Consider the following 15,408-nt stretch of genomic DNA (forward strand, 5'->3'; position numbering starts at 1 on the left):
GAGCCGGCTTGCCGGCGATGGCGTCTTTGAGATTGACGCGAGGCTTGCGGGCCTCATCGCCGGCAAGCCGGCTCCTACAGGGGGGATACTTCGTCAGTTGGCGGATTCAACCGAGCCCGCCGATTCTCCTGGAACCAATGCAAGGCAATCAGGAACAGCGTCGGCACGCCCAGCAGGCAGGTGATCAGGAAGAAGTTGTGATAACCGAACTTCTCCACCATCACCCCTGAATAGCCGCCGATCAGGCGCGGCAGCAACAGCATGATCGAGCTCAGCAGCGCATATTGGGTCGCGGAGAACTTGAGGTTGGTCAGGCTCGACAGGTAGGCCACGAAGGCCGAGGTGGCCAGGCCTGAGCTGAAGTTATCCAGGGAAATCGTGAAAATCAGCATCTGCAGGTCCGGGCCCATGTCGGCGAGCATCACGAACAGCAGGTTGGTCGCTGCCGAAGCCACGCCGCCGATGAACAGGATCGGCAAGATGCCGAAACGCACGATCAACAGGCCGCCCATGCCCGCGCCGAGCAGGGTCATGATCAGGCCGAAGATCTTGCTGACGCCGGCGATCTGGTCCTTGGTAAAGCCCTGGTCGATGTAGAACACGTTCGCCATCACGCCCATCACGGTGTCGGACATGCGGTAGGTCGCAATCAGCCCGAGCAGCAGCAGTGCCTGCCAGCGGTAGCGTACGATGAAGTCGTTGACCGGCGTCAGCACCGGCGCCAGGCCACGGCGACCCATCGCCGAAAGGCACAGGCAGGTGAGGGTGATGTAGAGAATGGCGCGCAGGAAGGCGCGATCTTCCATCAGCAGTTCCCACAGGCTGACGCCATGGAACAGCACGCTGGCGAAATCCGTGTTGTACAGCTGGGTGAACATCGCCGGCACCGAGACCAGTAGCACAATCAGGACGAACACCGACACCAACTGGTGCACGAAGCTGTAGCGACCGGCCTGCAACTGGGTGCGCAGCGGTACGTTCGGCTCGCGCATGAACAGGGTGGTCAGCAGCGCCGGGATCATCAGCACGCCGAACAACACGTAGGTACCGGTCCAGGCCGAGTGCTTATAGTTGAAGCCGGTCGAGCCGAAGCCTTCGGCGAAGAACAGCGCGCCGGCCGTCGCCAGTAGGGCGGCAATGCGGTAGCCAGACATGTAGCTGGCCGCCAGGGCGGCTTGGCGGCTGTCGTCGGCGATTTCCAGGCGATAGGCGTCCACCGCAATATCTTGGGTGGCCGACGCGAAGGCGACGATGACAGCGATGGCGATCAGCCAGGACAGATGTTTCTGCGGATCGCAGAAGCCCATGCCGATCAATCCGAGGATCACCAGTGACTGGGCAAGCACCAGCCAGGAACGACGACGCCCGAGTTTACCCAGCAGCGGCAGGCGCCATTGGTCGAGCAGCGGTGACCAGACCCATTTAAAGGCGTAGGCCAGACCGATCAGGCTCGCATAGCCGATGGTCTCGCGGGCCACACCGGCCTCGCGCAACCACACGGAAAGCGTCGAGAACACCAACATGTAAGGCAAGCCGGCGGCGAAACCGAGCAACAACAGCACTAACGTCGAGGGGCTGGCATAGGCGGCGAGCGCGGCGCGCCAGGTTTTACGGGGCATGGGCTGGAGTCTGCCTCAGATTTGCGGAAACAAAGCGCGCACTCTAACCGCTGTGCTCTACCGGGCGCCAGCCATGGCGCTGAATATCCACGCGATTGTTGCGGATCGTGACGCCTTCGCTGCGTAATCGCGCGCGTTGCTCGTCACCTGAGGCACTGCCCACGGGAAGGCTTATCCGACCGCCGGCACCCAGCACCCGGTGCCAGGGCAGCCGGGTGTCTTCCGGAAGCTGGCTCAAGGTACGCCCGACCCAGCGCGCCGCACGCCCAAGGCCCGCCAGTTGGGCCAACTCGCCGTAGCTCACCACGCAGCCTGGCGGGACCTGCGCCAAGGTCAGGTACAGCGCCGTGCGGCGCATCTCGGCGGGGCTTTGCGGGGTTTCGGCAGGTTCATTCACTGTGGGCATATCCGTTGAGATCGTCGGCATCTTTGTCAGAAACGTCTGTAAATATCGCGATGAACAATGAACTCAACCCAAATCCCTGAGTCAGTCCTTGCTAAGGCGTTATCTAACACGATAATGCCGCCTTTTTTGTCAAACTTGAGCCCCGAACCTGCTTATGTTGTCCAGAACCCTGCTGTGCCTCGCTGTTTTCAGCGCCTCCACGCCTTTGTTGGCCGACACCGTCTGGTTGAAGAACGGTGACCGCCTGACCGGCAAGATCAAGGTCTTCGACGGTGGCAAGCTGCTGATCCAGACCGATTACGCAGGGGCTATCCCGGTGGATTGGAAGCAGGTGAAAACCCTGGAGAGCGATCAGGAATTGCTGGTCAAGCAGGATGCCTACACGGGCGAGAAGGCCAAGTCGCTCAAAGCCGCGGACGACGGCAAAGTAGTCCTGGCCAATGGCGAAGCGCCCAAGACCGTCGAATTGGCAAGCATCCAGCAGATCATCAAGCCCAAGCCTGTGATCGAAGACCTGGTGTGGAAAGGCAACGTCGACCTGGCGCTGGACTACAAGCGCGCAGAAAAAGACACCAACGACTACGACATCGACTTCAAGACCACCGCCCGCCACGGCCAATGGCGCCACACCGGGCAGGGCGAGTACAACCGCGAGTTCCAGGACGACGTCACCACCACCGACAACTGGGCCCTGGAGTACGACCTGGACCGCTTCCTGACTGAGCACTGGTTCTGGCAGGGCCGCCTGACCTACAAGCGTGACAAGGTGGAAGACCTGTCCCGCCAGCGCACCGTCGGCACCGGCCCGGGCTACCAGTTCTGGGACGATGAGCTGGGCGCGTTCTCGTTGGGTTCGCTGGTCAACCGCACCGATTACGAATATTCCGACGGCGGTAAGGACAACTTCTACTCCGTGGCCATGAAGTGGAACTACAACCGCTACCTGGTGGGCAAGACGGTCGAGTTCTTTACCAACGGTGAATTGGGCCGGCCGATCGACGGACCGGTGGATTACTCCCTGGATGCGGAAATGGGCCTGCGCTACAAAGTCACCGAGTGGGCCTCGCTCAACCTCAAGGCCGAGCGCGACATCATCAGCGGCGATTCGGACAGCAGCCTGAGCAAGACGCGCTACACCGCAGGGTTCGGCGTGGCCTGGTAAACAGCCTTACAAAACCTGCTTGGCAACCTTTGCCGATATTGATTACCTTGTGGTTGAGATCCATTCCCATATGCCATGGGCGGCTGAATACCCCGAGGAGTCATACGTTGAGCACACAGGTTGCCAAGAACGCCCGAGAGCTGTTGCTCAAGGAATACCGTGGGGCGCTCGCCACACTGTCCAAAGCCATGCCTGGCTTTCCCTTCGGCTCGGTAGTGCCGTATTGCCTCGACGATCAAGGCCGCCCGCTGATCCTGATCAGCCGCATCGCCCAGCACACCCATAACCTGCAGAAAGACCCCAAGTGCTCGTTGCTGGTGGGTGAGCGCGAGGCCGATGATGTGCAAGCGGTAGGGCGCCTGACCTACCTGGCCGAAGCCGAAAAGCTGGAAGACGCCGCAGCCATCGAGGCGGCCGCCGAGCGTTATTACCGCTATTTTCCCGATTCGGCCAACTACCATAAGGCCCATGACTTCGACTTCTGGGTACTCAAGCCGGTACGTCACCGTTATATCGGCGGGTTTGGCGCGATTCACTGGGTCGATGAACTGACGCTCGCCAACCCGTTCGCAGGCAAGGCCGAGCGCAGCATGATCGAGCACATGAACAGCGATCACACCAAGGCCATCGCCCATTACGTCGACCTCACCGGTTTGCCGACCTCCGAGCCAGCTCAATTGTCGGGCATCGACAGTGAAGGCATGCACCTGCGTATAGGCCAATCCTTATATTGGTTGCCCTTTGCGGAGTCTTGCAACACCCCGACACAAGTGCGCGAAGCCTTGGTTTCCTTGGCTCACGCCGAGGTCTGGCCGAAAAAAGCAGCGGCCAGTGCTTGAATTCACGAAACGGCGACGTCATCTAAGGTGGACTGGCAAGGCATTCTTGCGTTGAGGAACCATTTGATGCGCCCTTTTTTGTTGCTCTTTCTGCTGTTCCCGGTGTTGGAGCTGTTCGTCTTCGTTCAAGTCAGCAGCGCGATCGGGTTTTTCCCCGCCCTGTTGCTGATCATTCTCGGCTCGATGCTCGGCGTTCTGGTGCTGCGCGTCGCCGGCCTGGCCACGGCTCTGCGTGCCCGTGAAAGCCTGAACCGTGGCGAACTGCCCGCCCAGACCATGCTTGAAGGCCTGATGATGGCCCTGGCCGGTGGCTTGCTGATCCTGCCGGGCTTTATCAGCGATGTGGTCGGCCTGGTCATGTTGCTGCCGTTCACCCGCAAGCTGCTGGCGGGCAAGATGCGCCAGCGTGCCGAAGAGGCTGCGATCCGTCAGCGAGCGTTCGCCGACGACCTGCAATCCCGTGGCGGCCCAGTCCCGCGCCAGCCTTTGGAGCGTGAAGGCGACGTGATTGAGGGCGAATTCGAACACCGCGACACCAAGTAACCGCTTAACCAGCACGGCACCTTCGGGTGCCGTGTTGCTTTTACCGCCCGGCGAGTGCAAAAAAAATCCGCCGAGGCCCCTTGTAATAAGCTTATGCGCCCTTATGTATCGGTCACCGCAAGGTTTCTGGTGGCAACGCCAGACAGACTTCCGCGTTTCGCTTGGCGAACCGCGACCGGCACAGCCGGATTACAACCCGCCGGTACTGACACCGGCCGATGAAAAACACAATTAGGAGAGATCGACAATGAGCAAGCTTCGTCCTCTGCACGACCGCGTCGTAATCCGTCGCAGCGAAGAAGAAAAGAAAACCGCTGGCGGTATCGTTCTGCCAGGTTCGGCTGCTGAAAAAGCCAACCACGGTGTGATCGTCGCTGCTGGTCCAGGCAAAACCCTGGAAAACGGTGAAGTGCGTGCTCTGGCCGTTAAAGTCGGTGACAAGGTTGTATTCGGCCCTTACTCCGGCAGCAACACTGTGAAAGTCGACGGCGAAGACCTGCTGGTCATGGCCGAGAACGAGATTCTCGCCGTTCTGGAAGCGTGATTTTTCCGCTCACTTTCCCGTTACTCCAAAGAATTTAAGGATTATCGATCATGGCTGCTAAAGAAGTTAAATTCGGCGATTCCGCCCGCAAGAAAATGCTCGTTGGTGTCAACGTCCTGGCTGACGCTGTAAAAGCGACCCTGGGCCCGAAAGGCCGTAACGTGATCATCGAGAAGAGCTTCGGCGCTCCGACCATCACCAAGGACGGCGTTTCCGTAGCCAAAGAAATCGAACTGGAAGACCGTTTCGAAAACATGGGCGCGCAGCTGGTCAAAGACGTTGCCTCCCGTGCCAACGATGACGCTGGTGACGGTACTACCACCGCTACCGTTCTGGCTCAGGCTATCGTTAACGAAGGCTACAAAGCCGTCGCTGCCGGCATGAACCCGATGGACCTGAAGCGCGGCATCGACAAGGCGACCATCGCCATTGTTGCCGAGCTGAAAAACCTGTCCAAGCCATGCGCTGACACCAAGGCTATCGCTCAGGTAGGCACCATCTCCGCCAACTCCGACGGCTCCATCGGCGACATCATTGCCGAAGCCATGGAAAAAGTCGGCAAAGAAGGCGTGATCACTGTTGAAGAAGGCACTGGCCTGGAAAACGAACTGTCGGTTGTAGAAGGCATGCAGTTCGACCGTGGCTACCTGTCCCCGTACTTCGTCAACAAGCCAGACACCATGGTTGCCGAGCTGGACAGCCCGCTGATCCTGCTGGTCGACAAAAAGATCTCCAACATCCGCGAAATGCTGCCAGTGCTGGAAGCCGTTGCCAAAGCCGGCCGTCCGCTGCTGATCGTTTCCGAAGACGTTGAAGGCGAAGCCCTGGCGACCCTGGTTGTGAACAACATGCGTGGCATCGTTAAAGTCGCAGCCGTGAAGGCTCCAGGCTTCGGCGACCGTCGCAAGGCCATGCTGCAGGACATCGCCGTTCTGACCGGCGGTACCGTTATCTCCGAAGAGATCGGCCTGAGCCTGGAAAGCGCCACCCTGGAAAACCTGGGCAGCGCCAAGCGCGTGACCATCTCCAAAGAAAACACCATCATCGTTGACGGTGCTGGCGTTGAGCAGGACATCCAGGCTCGCATCACTCAGATCCGTGCCCAGGTTGCCGAGACTTCGTCCGACTACGACCGTGAAAAACTGCAAGAGCGTCTGGCCAAGCTGTCCGGCGGCGTTGCAGTGATCAAGGTGGGCGCGGGTTCCGAAGTTGAAATGAAAGAGAAGAAAGCCCGCGTTGAAGACGCCCTGCACGCAACCCGTGCTGCCGTTGAAGAAGGCGTGGTACCTGGCGGTGGCGTAGCGCTGATCCGTGCTCTGGAAGCCCTGACTGGTCTGAAAGGCGACAACGCCGATCAGGACGTGGGTATCGCTGTTCTGCGTCGTGCCGTTGAAGCTCCACTGCGCCAGATCGCTGCCAACTCCGGCGACGAGCCAAGCGTGGTGGTCAACGAAGTCAAGAACGGCAAAGGTAACTACGGTTACAACGCTGCAACTGGCGTCTACGGCGACATGATCGAAATGGGCATCCTGGACCCTACCAAGGTGACTCGTTCCGCGCTGCAAGCCGCATCCTCCATTGGTGGCCTGGTTCTGACCACCGAAGCTGCAATCGCTGACAAGCCGAAGGCTGAAGGCGCAGCTGGCGGCGGCATGCCAGACATGGGCGGCATGGGTGGCATGGGCGGCATGATGTAAGCCAGCCTTACCCCCGTACTGAAAAAGCCCCGCCTGCAGTGATGCAGGCGGGGCTTTTTATTGGGCGTACGTTAACGGTTCTGAAGGTGCCCACCCTCCACAGGTGGGAGCGGGCTTGCCCGCGAAAGCGGTCTGCCTGTCGATAAAAATGTTCCATCGATCCAAAATTTTCGCTTCAGCGCTGTCGTTAAACTGTGAAGCTATAGTGAAAATCTCGTTCAACTGAAATATCGGTTGAAAACCTTAATCGACGGGCCTTCCAGGTCTATCCCTGAGCCACACTTGGCCTTAAGCTGCGCGAGCCAACACGGCCGTTACCGCGTACGGAGACACTGCCCATGCGAATTTTATTGGTTGAAGACAACCGCGATATTCTGGCCAATCTGGCGGATTACCTGGGGCTAAAAGGCTATACCGTGGACTGCGCGCAGGACGGTTTGTCGGGCTTGCACCTGGCTGCCACCGAACACTACGACTTGATCGTGCTCGACATCATGTTGCCAGGTATTGATGGCTACACCCTGTGCAAACGCCTGCGCGAAGACGCACGCCGCGACACACCGGTGATCATGCTCACCGCTCGCGACCAACTGGATGACCGGCTGCAGGGCTTCAAGTCCGGCGCCGATGACTACCTGCTCAAACCGTTCGCCCTGTCGGAACTGGCGGCCCGCATCGAAGCCGTCTTGCGCCGTGCCCAGGGTGGCGGGCGACGTGCCCTGCAAGTCGGCGACCTGAGCTACGACCTTGATACGTTGGAAGTCACCCGCGAAGGGCGCCTGCTCAAGCTCAACCCGGTCGGCCTGAAGTTGCTGGCGGTGTTGATGCAAAAGAGCCCGCATGTGCTGCGCCGGGAAATTCTCGAAGAAGCGTTGTGGGGGGATGACTGCCCGGACAGCGACAGCTTGCGCAGCCACGTTCACCAATTGCGCCAAGTGATCGATAAACCGTTCGCCAAGCCGTTGCTGCAAACGGTGCACGGCGTGGGTTATCGCCTGGCCGAGGGTCGTGATGGAGTTTAAACAAAGCCTTGCCCAGCGGATCATCATCGCCTTTGCGTTGATGAGCGCACTGGTGGCGGGAGCCTTCGCCATGGGCATTGTCGCCACCGTGCATTTGGTGGAAGAAAAGCTCATCTCAGCCGGTTTGGGCGGTGATTTGCAACGCCTGCTGCTGATGGACAGTGTCGAGGACTGGAGCCACCGGCCTGAGCCGGACCAGCTGTTTTACTTCAGCGGTGGGCGCGGTGATTTCGAGCTGCCCAAGGACCTGCGGCACCTGGAGCCGGGTTTTCACGAAGTGTTTCGCGAGGCGCTGTCGTACCACGCCATGGTGGAAGTGGTCGACGGCCGGCGCTACGTGCTGCTGCAGGATCAGAGTGATTTTGAAGAACGTGAGCGCGTGCTGTTCGCCGTGGTGCTGGTAGGTTTTGTGCTCAGCCTGGCACTGGCGGTGTTCCTCGGCTGGGTGTTGGCGCGCAAGGTGATGGCGCCGGTGGTACGCCTGGCCCGCCAGGTTCGCCATCGTGACCAACTGCTGGGCCTGGCACCGCCCTTGGCGCCTGATTATGCGGCTGACGAAGTGGGCGAGTTGGCCGTGGCCTTCGACGCCACCCTGGGCCGATTGCGCCAGGCGCTGAACCGCGAGCAGATGTTTACCAGCGATGTGAGCCACGAGTTGCGCACGCCCTTGATGGTGCTGGCCAGCTCCTGCGAATTGCTGTTGGAAAACCCGGCCATCGACCAGCGCGGTCGCAACCAGGTCGAGCGGATTGCCCGGGCGTGTGAGGAAATGCGCGAACTGGTGCAGACCTTCCTGATGCTCGCCCGTGCCCAGCACGATAATGGCGCCATGTCGCCTCAGGTCAGCCTCTCCCAGGTGGCGGACGACCTGCTTGGCATCTGGCGTGAACCCATCGAGCGCAAGGGACTGGAGCTGATCTACCAGCCTGGCCAGCCGCTGGATACACGCTATAACACGACGTTCCTGCATGCGGTCATGGGCAACCTGCTGCGCAATGCCTTGCACTACACCGAGCAAGGGTTTATCCGCTTGACCCTGGAACCCAGTGGTTTTGTGGTGGAAGACTCTGGCGTGGGCATCCCCGAAGACAAGCGCGAAGCGATGTTCGAGCCGTTTGTACGGGGCAATGAGAAGCGCGGTGACGGCCTGGGCCTCGGGCTTTCCCTGGTGCAACGCATCTGCGAGAACCAGGGCTGGAGCGTCAGCCTCAGTACCATGGAGCCCAACGGCTGCCGCTTTCACGTCCAGTTGAGCCAGGTCAAACCCTGAGCCCCCTCCCTGCCGCTATCCTGCGGCAGATCCCCTCCTTTTCGGCGAAGATGGCCCCATGCCACTGCTTGTATCTGTAAAGTCTTGAAATGTATGGGATTGGACAGGACAAGTTTTTCACAACGGGTTGACCTGTTGATCACAGTTCGCTGCTTAAGGTTGTAGGCATCAGCAACTGGAGATCCGTTGATGTCTACCCCGACCAAGCTTGAATTTTCTGAAAAGTACGACGATCAGCACGCCCAGAAATATTTGCTCAAGCATCAGGACAATCTGGCTCGCCGGTTGTCCCACAAACGCGACGAGCAATTGGCGCGCGGTGCACTGGCCATGGCCGGTGAGCCCGGCCTGGTGCTGGACCTGCCGTGCGGAGCGGGGCGTTTCTGGCCGCTGCTGGCCGAGAAGCCCAACCGTGTGATCATCGGGGCCGACAATTCGGCGTCGATGCTGAAGGTGGCGACCGCGGCCCAACCCGCCGATGTGGTGAAACGGGTACGGCCCTTGCAGACATCTGCCTTTGATATCGATCTGCCCGATAACTCGGTCGACAGCATTTTCTGCATGCGCTTGATGCACCACATTGGTGATCCGGCGCACCGGCTGTCGATACTGCGGGAGTTTCAGCGGGTCACCCGCGACAGCGTGATCATTTCGCTGTGGGTGGATGGCAACTTCAAGGCTTGGAAACGCAAGCGCGCCGAAGTCAAACGTCGTAAGAAAGGTGAGCAGGAAGGTTACCAAAACCGGTTTGTGTTACCGGCTGCTACTGTTGAGGCAGAGTTTGAGCAAGCCGGTTTCCGTGTTCAGGAGTCTCTGGACTTCATACCGCTCTATGCCATGTGGCGAGTGTATGTCTTGCGTAAGAGGTAACAGGATGGCAGTTGAGTGCGCAGTAGGCAGTCATGTAGCTCCCGAAGAACGATTCGATTTTTTCTGGCGCCAGCAAGGCGAGTGGGTGGAAGAGCCCAACCGTCGGCGCGGCGGTGAAAGTGGTGTGCAACGGGTGATCAGCCCCAATGGCCGCTTGCTCTACAGCAAGCGCCAGACCGGGCATATCTACCGCAGCTTGTTGCATCCGTTTGGACGCCCGACCGTCCTGCGCGAACGTGATGCCCTCAAGGGTCTGCGTTTGCTGGATGTGCGGGTGCCGGAGCTGGTGTTCTGTGAGGCGCGTCGCGACCCTGAGCATCAATGGAAAGCCCTGTTGGTGACCGCGTCCCTGGACGGCTTCGACGAAATCGAAAACTGGTATGCCGCCGGTGGCCGTGAACAGTACGGCGAACAGGTGCATGAACGGATGCTCAAGGAGTTGGCGGGCACCCTGGCGCGCATGCACAAGGGCCGTTGGCAGCACGGTTGCCTCTACATCAAGCATATCTTTGTGCGGGTAACGGGCGATGGTGACTCGGCCAATGTGGAAGTGGCGCTGCTGGACTTCGAGAAATGCCGCCAGCGCTTGACCGCTTATCGGGCGGCTTCCCATGACATGCTGCAACTGCGCCGCCATTCGTCGTGGAGCAGTACCGACTGGGAAAAACTCAGCTACTTTTACGAGACGGCGTTTGGCAGCGCTATCAAGGGTTTAACCAGATGAAGCTAGAAATAGCACGAGGTTTGTTCCTGGTCGGGGCGTTGGGCGTTGCAGCCCTCGCTCTGGCGGCGTGGGAGCAGCCTCGCACACAGGTGTTGCATGCGGTGCAAGGTGGCGGGCAATGCCTGTTGCCACGCGTCGCCAAGGCCAGTGTGGCGGTCAAGCCCGATCATGAGCTGTTGCTGTTCATGTTCGGGATGTCACAAGGCATGAGGCCGCAGAGTTGAAACCATTCAAACCCCCGGAGAAGGGCCTTGCGATGCGAGGCCCTTTTTTTTGCCTTGAATAACCGGGCGTCAGACCAGGTGCAGGTGGTTGTCCCAAAGCCCGGCCGGCAGCTCCAGTGGTTTGGCCACCAGCTGTTTCTGGCGGCAGTCGTAGAAACGGCAGCGCCCCTGGCCTGAGGTGACGACAAACCCATCGGCCACCGCACCCACGCCGGCACAATCAGGCAGCGGCCCATCCAGACGCAATTCGCCGCTGTCCATGTCCCAGATAAAGAAGCGATTGCCTCGCGGTGCGGTCAGCGCTACCAGGCGCAGCTCACTGTGTACCGCAACGCTTGCGGTGTAGTGCCCCATGGCCTGCAATTGCTCATCAGCCACCGGGAACGCCACGAACGGTTGCCCTGGACGCTTGATCGCCAGCAGCTCGGAACGCTCCTGGGACGGCCCCATGAACTGCTGCCCAGTGAGGATGGTGCCATCGCTGGCGATCCCCATATGCCGCACGCTGTTCATCTGCTGGCCGAGGGTTTCCTTGCTGATCAGCGTCCCGTCGCGGTGCATCAGCACCAGGCTCGGCTCCATGGCGTTGAGGTTCATCTCCACCCGGCTTTCGGCTTCGGTGCGAATACCGCCGTTGGCTACCACCAGAGTTTCGCCGTCGGGCATCCAGGACACTTGGTGCGGGCCTATGCCATGGGTGGAGAGCTCACCCGTGTGCACCAGGCGCTCACCTTCGAACCTGTACACACCGAGTAGGCCACGGCCGGGGTCGGACGTGTCGTTTTCGGTGGCGTACAGCCAGTCGCCGCTCTTGTGGATGACCGCGTGGCCATAGAAGTGGCGGTTGGCCTTGGAGGTGATGGTTTGCAGCAGCGTGCCATCACGCAGGTCGATCAAGTAACTCTCGGTGCCCGGGCGACGGGCGACAAACAGCGCAATCGGCAGCGTCGGATGGTTGATGATGTCGTGGCAGCGCTGGCCGACCTGGGTGGCAAACACTGGCTTGCCGTCCAGGCGGTAACCCACGGCATAGTGCTTGCCGTCCGCATCATCGCGCGCCGACAACAGCAGCGGGCCCTTGTCTTTGCTTTTAAACAGCGTCCAGCCACCCAATGTGATTGCACTGAGCAGCACGCTGCCAACGGCCAAAGCCTGTCGCCTGAGCATCATCAGTCACCGTCGTTGGCGTTAAAGCCCAGTTGAATGCCCAGCGCCTTGGCCAGCTCGCCTTCGTGCAGGCGGTGGACGACGTTGAGGCTGTCGTAGAGGTCGTTGAGTTGCTGGCGCCCGGCATCGTCGGCCAGCAATTCGTTGAGGGTGCGCTGGTTGCTGGCGAACAGCTTGAGGGACGCGGCGTAAGCGGCGTCGATCTTGTCGGCCAACGGCTTCTGGTCCGACGGCAACAGGCCACGCAGGCCCTTGTTGTCGACACCGACCCACACGGTCTGGGCGGCGGCCAGGCTGGCTTCGAGGCTTTGCAGGGACGACTCGCTGCGCCAGGCATCTGCCTGGAACGGCTGCGGGATGCCCTTGGTCTGGCGGCCCATCGGCGTGCCGAGTTTTTTCTTCAGAGTGTCCAGCGCGGTTACCTGGACACGCAGCAGATCGGCAATGGCTTCGTGGGAATCGGCGTAGCGCTGGTTCGGAAACTTGGTCATCTGCGCCAGCATGCCGTCGGTGCTGTTCCAGCTGGCCAAAATCTCCTCGGCCAGGGCTTTCTGGCGCTCGCCAATGGCCACCAGCAGCGGGCAGTAACGGGCCTTCTGGGCTTCGTCGGCGACGTCGGTCTTGGCGTCGTAGAGGATGTATTCGTAGGCCGACAGGCCTTGTACCACGACGCTGGATTTGGCCAGCGCAGCGCCATCGATCTGTGGCTGGGCGGTGACCAGCTGTTCAACCTGGCGACCGACCAGGTTTTTCTTGTCCGGCCAGAACTGCACCTGCCACGAACGGTTGCCTTCGGCCAGCGGGCCGATCAACAGCGGTTGCAGCTCGGCCCAGGCCTTTTGTGCATGCAGGAAGTCGGCACGGGCGGTTTCCAGGCTTTCCTTGCCCTGGCAGTAGGCGAGGGCGCTGACGGCCAGTTGACGGTCGGCTTCGACCCAGCGGCTGTAGGTCGGCAGGATCACTTGCTTGGCGATGGCCGCCGAGGTCACGGCCTGCGGGTCTTGTGGCGAGCAGGCGCCCAGTGCGAGGGCGGCCAGGCTGGTGAACAACAACTTGGGACGGAACATGTAGAGCTCCCTTCTGTAATTGGGGCAACGCTTATAAGGAATTCAAGAACGCCAGCAACGCAGCGCGCTGCTCGGCATTAAACGTCAGCACATGCTGCTGCGCCGCGTGGGCTTCACCGCCATGCCACAGCACGGCTTCGAGCAGGTTGCGCGCGCGACCGTCATGCAAAAACTGGGTGTGGCCACTCACGGTTTGCGTCAGGCCAATACCCCACAGCGGCGTGGTGCGCCAATCTCGGCCACCGGCCTTGAATTCGCTGCGGTTGTCGGCCAGGCCTTCGCCCATGTCGTGCAACAACAGGTCGCTGTAGGGGTGGATCACCTGATTGGCCAACTCGGGCTCGGCGGCAGTCGCGGCCGTGGTGAACGTCGGCGTGTGACAACCCTGGCAGCCTGCCTGGTAAAACAGGTTCTTGCCGGCCAGCACCTGTGGCGTGTTGACGCCTCGGCGTGCGGGTACGGCGAGGTTGCGCGTGTAGAACAGCACCAGGCGCAGGATGTTGTCGCTGACTTCCGGTTCGCCATCCGGGCCATTGCCGTTGGGCGCCTGTTTGCAGGCGACTTGTGCATCGGTGCAGTCATCAAAGGGTCTCAGGGACGTGGTGAGGCCCATATCACCAGAGAACGCGTGAACATTTTGTTGATTGAGGTTTGGCTGCCCGGCTTTCCAGCCAAAACGCCCGAGGACGGTGGTGTGCTGGGCGTCGTCCCACACCCAGTTGGCGCGGCCGACGAGGGCTTCCTTGTCGGCGGTTTTCGGGTTGGTATTGCGCAGGATGTCGGCGTCGCTGATGGCTTCCAGCAGCCCCAGGCCGATCATGGGCGGCGCGATCCGCGCGGAAAAAAGTGTGTCTGGATGCATCGGGCCGTAGCCGAGCCCGGTGATTTGCAGGTTCGGCTTGCGCAACTCGACCACCGTACCGTCCTTGAACCTGACGTTGACCGGTGTGTAGTCCACCCGCACTTTGCCTTCCGGTGCCACGCCGGGTACGGCCATGTCCTGCAGTTGCCCGCCGTAGACCGGCTCGGGGACCACGCCGATCTGTTCGATGACCTTGGCATAGGCCGGCGTGCCCGGGATCGACAGGCGCACCAGCATCGACACCGCGTTGGGCGCGTCGGGCAGCGGCGGATGGCCACGGCCGTCCTTGATATGGCAGTTCTGGCAGGCATTGGTGTTGAACAACGGGCCCAGGCCGTCCCGCGCAGTGGTGGTGGACGGCGCGATCACCCACGGGCTGCGAAAGAAGCTATTGCCGACGCTGAAGTCGAGGCGGCGGGTAGGGGGCAGGTTGGCCGAGGGCAGGGAAAACGCGTTCTGGTCGCGCTTATTCACCGTCGTGGCGCCACCGCTGCGCGATTCACCCGGCTCGGCCTTGGTGAAGCGAGGGGCGTCATCGCAGGCCGTGAGGCTCAAGGCCATCAATGCTGCGGACAGGCGAAAAAGCGAACGGAACATCGAGTTTCCTGAACGGCGGCTGAAAATAAGGTCGCAAAGTCTAACAGGGCGGGGCGGATTGAATAAGAGCAATTATCGTTTGGTCCAATCCGATTCAATCCCGCTAGAATGGCCGCACATTTTTCTCTGGAGGTGGCCAATGCAGGCTCTCGACGCTTTGCTCAACCGTGTTTCCGTGCCGCGTTTGCTGGAGCCGGCGCCGACCCAGGAGCAGCGCGACGTGCTGTTCGCCGCCGCCATGCGCGCGCCTGACCACGGCCAACTGCGCCCTTGGCGTTTCCTCACGGTAGAAGGCGCCGCCCGCGAGCAGATGGGGACGTTGCTGGCCGAGGCCGCCCGTCTGCAAGACGCCGACGCACCGCAGGCGGTGATCGACAAGGCCCAGAACGGCCCGTTGCGTGCGCCGCTGGTAGTGGTGGTGATTGCCCGGTTGCAGGAGCACTTCAAGGTGCCCAAGTCCGAGCAGCTGCTGGCCGCCGCCTGTGCAGCCCACGGCATCCTGCTGGCCGCGTACGCCCAGGGCATCGGTGCGGTGTGGCGCACCGGTGAATTGTCCTACTCGGCCCACGTCGCCAAAGGCTTGGGGCTGACGGCGGATGAGGAAGTGATTGGCTTCCTGTACCTGGGCACGCCGCAGAACCCGCCACGTACGGCGGCCAAAGAAGACGTAGCAGCGTTCGTCCAGGCCTGGCCCGGGCGTTAATCCGTAGGAGCCGGCTTGCTGGCGATAGCGGTGTGTCAGCCAATAGAGTCATTGCTGACCCACCGTCATCGCGGGCAAGCCCGGCTCCCACA

At 60.9% G+C, this 15,408-nt stretch carries 16 protein-coding genes; 11 read left to right on the forward strand and 5 right to left on the reverse strand.

What is annotated here, in order from left to right:
• Positions 1 to 74 precede the first annotated feature (74 nt).
• A complete protein-coding gene (locus ACVWVP_RS18035) occupies positions 75 to 1,619 on the reverse strand; it encodes an AmpG family muropeptide MFS transporter (protein WP_457407489.1) in 1,545 nt (514 codons plus the stop codon).
• A gap of 43 nt (positions 1,620 to 1,662) precedes the next feature.
• A complete protein-coding gene (locus ACVWVP_RS18040; RefSeq protein ID WP_256732863.1) occupies positions 1,663 to 2,025 on the reverse strand; it encodes an MGMT family protein in 363 nt (120 codons plus the stop codon).
• 154 nt (positions 2,026 to 2,179) lie between these two features.
• Here ACVWVP_RS18040 and ACVWVP_RS18045 point away from each other — a divergent pair, with 154 nt between their 5' ends.
• The 10 genes from ACVWVP_RS18045 to ACVWVP_RS18090 all read left to right on the forward strand — a co-directional run bounded on the left by ACVWVP_RS18045 (position 2,180) and on the right by ACVWVP_RS18090 (position 10,920).
• A complete protein-coding gene (locus ACVWVP_RS18045) occupies positions 2,180 to 3,187 on the forward strand; it encodes a DUF481 domain-containing protein (RefSeq protein WP_176994370.1) in 1,008 nt (335 codons plus the stop codon).
• A gap of 107 nt (positions 3,188 to 3,294) precedes the next feature.
• Positions 3,295 to 4,026: a HugZ family pyridoxamine 5'-phosphate oxidase gene (locus ACVWVP_RS18050; protein ID WP_457407492.1), complete on the forward strand. Its 732-nt coding sequence runs from the start codon at positions 3,295 to 3,297 to the stop codon at positions 4,024 to 4,026.
• Between the two features lie 66 nt (positions 4,027 to 4,092).
• On the forward strand, positions 4,093 to 4,569 hold the full coding sequence (locus tag ACVWVP_RS18055) for an FxsA family protein (protein ID WP_457407494.1): 477 nt from the start codon (positions 4,093 to 4,095) through the stop codon (positions 4,567 to 4,569).
• A 247-nt stretch (positions 4,570 to 4,816) separates the two neighbouring features.
• Positions 4,817 to 5,113, forward strand: a complete 297-nt coding sequence (locus tag ACVWVP_RS18060; protein ID WP_016975516.1) for a co-chaperone GroES — start codon at positions 4,817 to 4,819, stop codon at positions 5,111 to 5,113.
• Between the two features lie 50 nt (positions 5,114 to 5,163).
• Entirely contained in the window at positions 5,164 to 6,810 is a 1,647-nt protein-coding gene (gene groL, locus ACVWVP_RS18065) for a chaperonin GroEL (protein ID WP_178921703.1), read from the forward strand.
• A 338-nt stretch (positions 6,811 to 7,148) separates the two neighbouring features.
• Complete coding sequence (colR, locus tag ACVWVP_RS18070) at positions 7,149 to 7,832, forward strand: two-component system response regulator ColR (RefSeq protein ID WP_003175870.1); 684 nt, start codon at positions 7,149 to 7,151, stop codon at positions 7,830 to 7,832.
• Positions 7,822 to 9,102 (forward strand): sensor histidine kinase, encoded by a 1,281-nt coding sequence (locus ACVWVP_RS18075; RefSeq protein WP_178921704.1) that lies wholly within the window; start codon positions 7,822 to 7,824, stop codon positions 9,100 to 9,102. Before colR ends, ACVWVP_RS18075 begins: the two co-directional genes overlap by 11 nt.
• A 189-nt stretch (positions 9,103 to 9,291) precedes the next feature.
• Positions 9,292 to 9,972: a class I SAM-dependent methyltransferase gene (locus ACVWVP_RS18080; protein WP_178921705.1), complete on the forward strand. Its 681-nt coding sequence runs from the start codon at positions 9,292 to 9,294 to the stop codon at positions 9,970 to 9,972.
• Positions 9,973 to 9,976: 4 nt separating this feature from the next.
• Positions 9,977 to 10,696, forward strand: a complete 720-nt coding sequence (locus ACVWVP_RS18085; protein WP_457407498.1) for a lipopolysaccharide kinase InaA family protein — start codon at positions 9,977 to 9,979, stop codon at positions 10,694 to 10,696.
• Positions 10,693 to 10,920 carry a hypothetical protein gene (locus ACVWVP_RS18090; RefSeq protein WP_178921707.1) on the forward strand — a complete coding sequence of 76 codons (228 nt, stop codon included), beginning with the start codon at positions 10,693 to 10,695 and terminating at the stop codon, positions 10,918 to 10,920. Before ACVWVP_RS18085 ends, ACVWVP_RS18090 begins: the two co-directional genes overlap by 4 nt.
• A 69-nt stretch (positions 10,921 to 10,989) precedes the next feature.
• Here the strand turns inward: ACVWVP_RS18090 and ACVWVP_RS18095 are convergent, their stop codons facing one another.
• The 3 genes from ACVWVP_RS18095 to ACVWVP_RS18105 are packed head-to-tail and all read right to left on the reverse strand — an operon-like array spanning position 10,990 to position 14,613.
• Positions 10,990 to 12,087 (reverse strand): DUF1513 domain-containing protein, encoded by a 1,098-nt coding sequence (locus ACVWVP_RS18095; protein ID WP_457407529.1) that lies wholly within the window; start codon positions 12,085 to 12,087, stop codon positions 10,990 to 10,992.
• A 2-nt stretch (positions 12,088 to 12,089) separates the two neighbouring features.
• Entirely contained in the window at positions 12,090 to 13,154 is a 1,065-nt protein-coding gene (locus ACVWVP_RS18100) for an imelysin family protein (RefSeq protein ID WP_176994361.1), read from the reverse strand.
• A 31-nt stretch (positions 13,155 to 13,185) separates the two neighbouring features.
• Positions 13,186 to 14,613: a di-heme oxidoreductase family protein gene (locus ACVWVP_RS18105; protein ID WP_457407501.1), complete on the reverse strand. Its 1,428-nt coding sequence runs from the start codon at positions 14,611 to 14,613 to the stop codon at positions 13,186 to 13,188.
• A 139-nt stretch (positions 14,614 to 14,752) separates the two neighbouring features.
• Here ACVWVP_RS18105 and ACVWVP_RS18110 point away from each other — a divergent pair, with 139 nt between their 5' ends.
• On the forward strand, positions 14,753 to 15,316 hold the full coding sequence (locus tag ACVWVP_RS18110) for an NAD(P)H nitroreductase (protein ID WP_178921711.1): 564 nt from the start codon (positions 14,753 to 14,755) through the stop codon (positions 15,314 to 15,316).
• The last annotated feature ends 92 nt before the right edge of the window (positions 15,317 to 15,408 follow it).

Source organism: Pseudomonas sp. TE24901 (assembly GCF_054058375.1).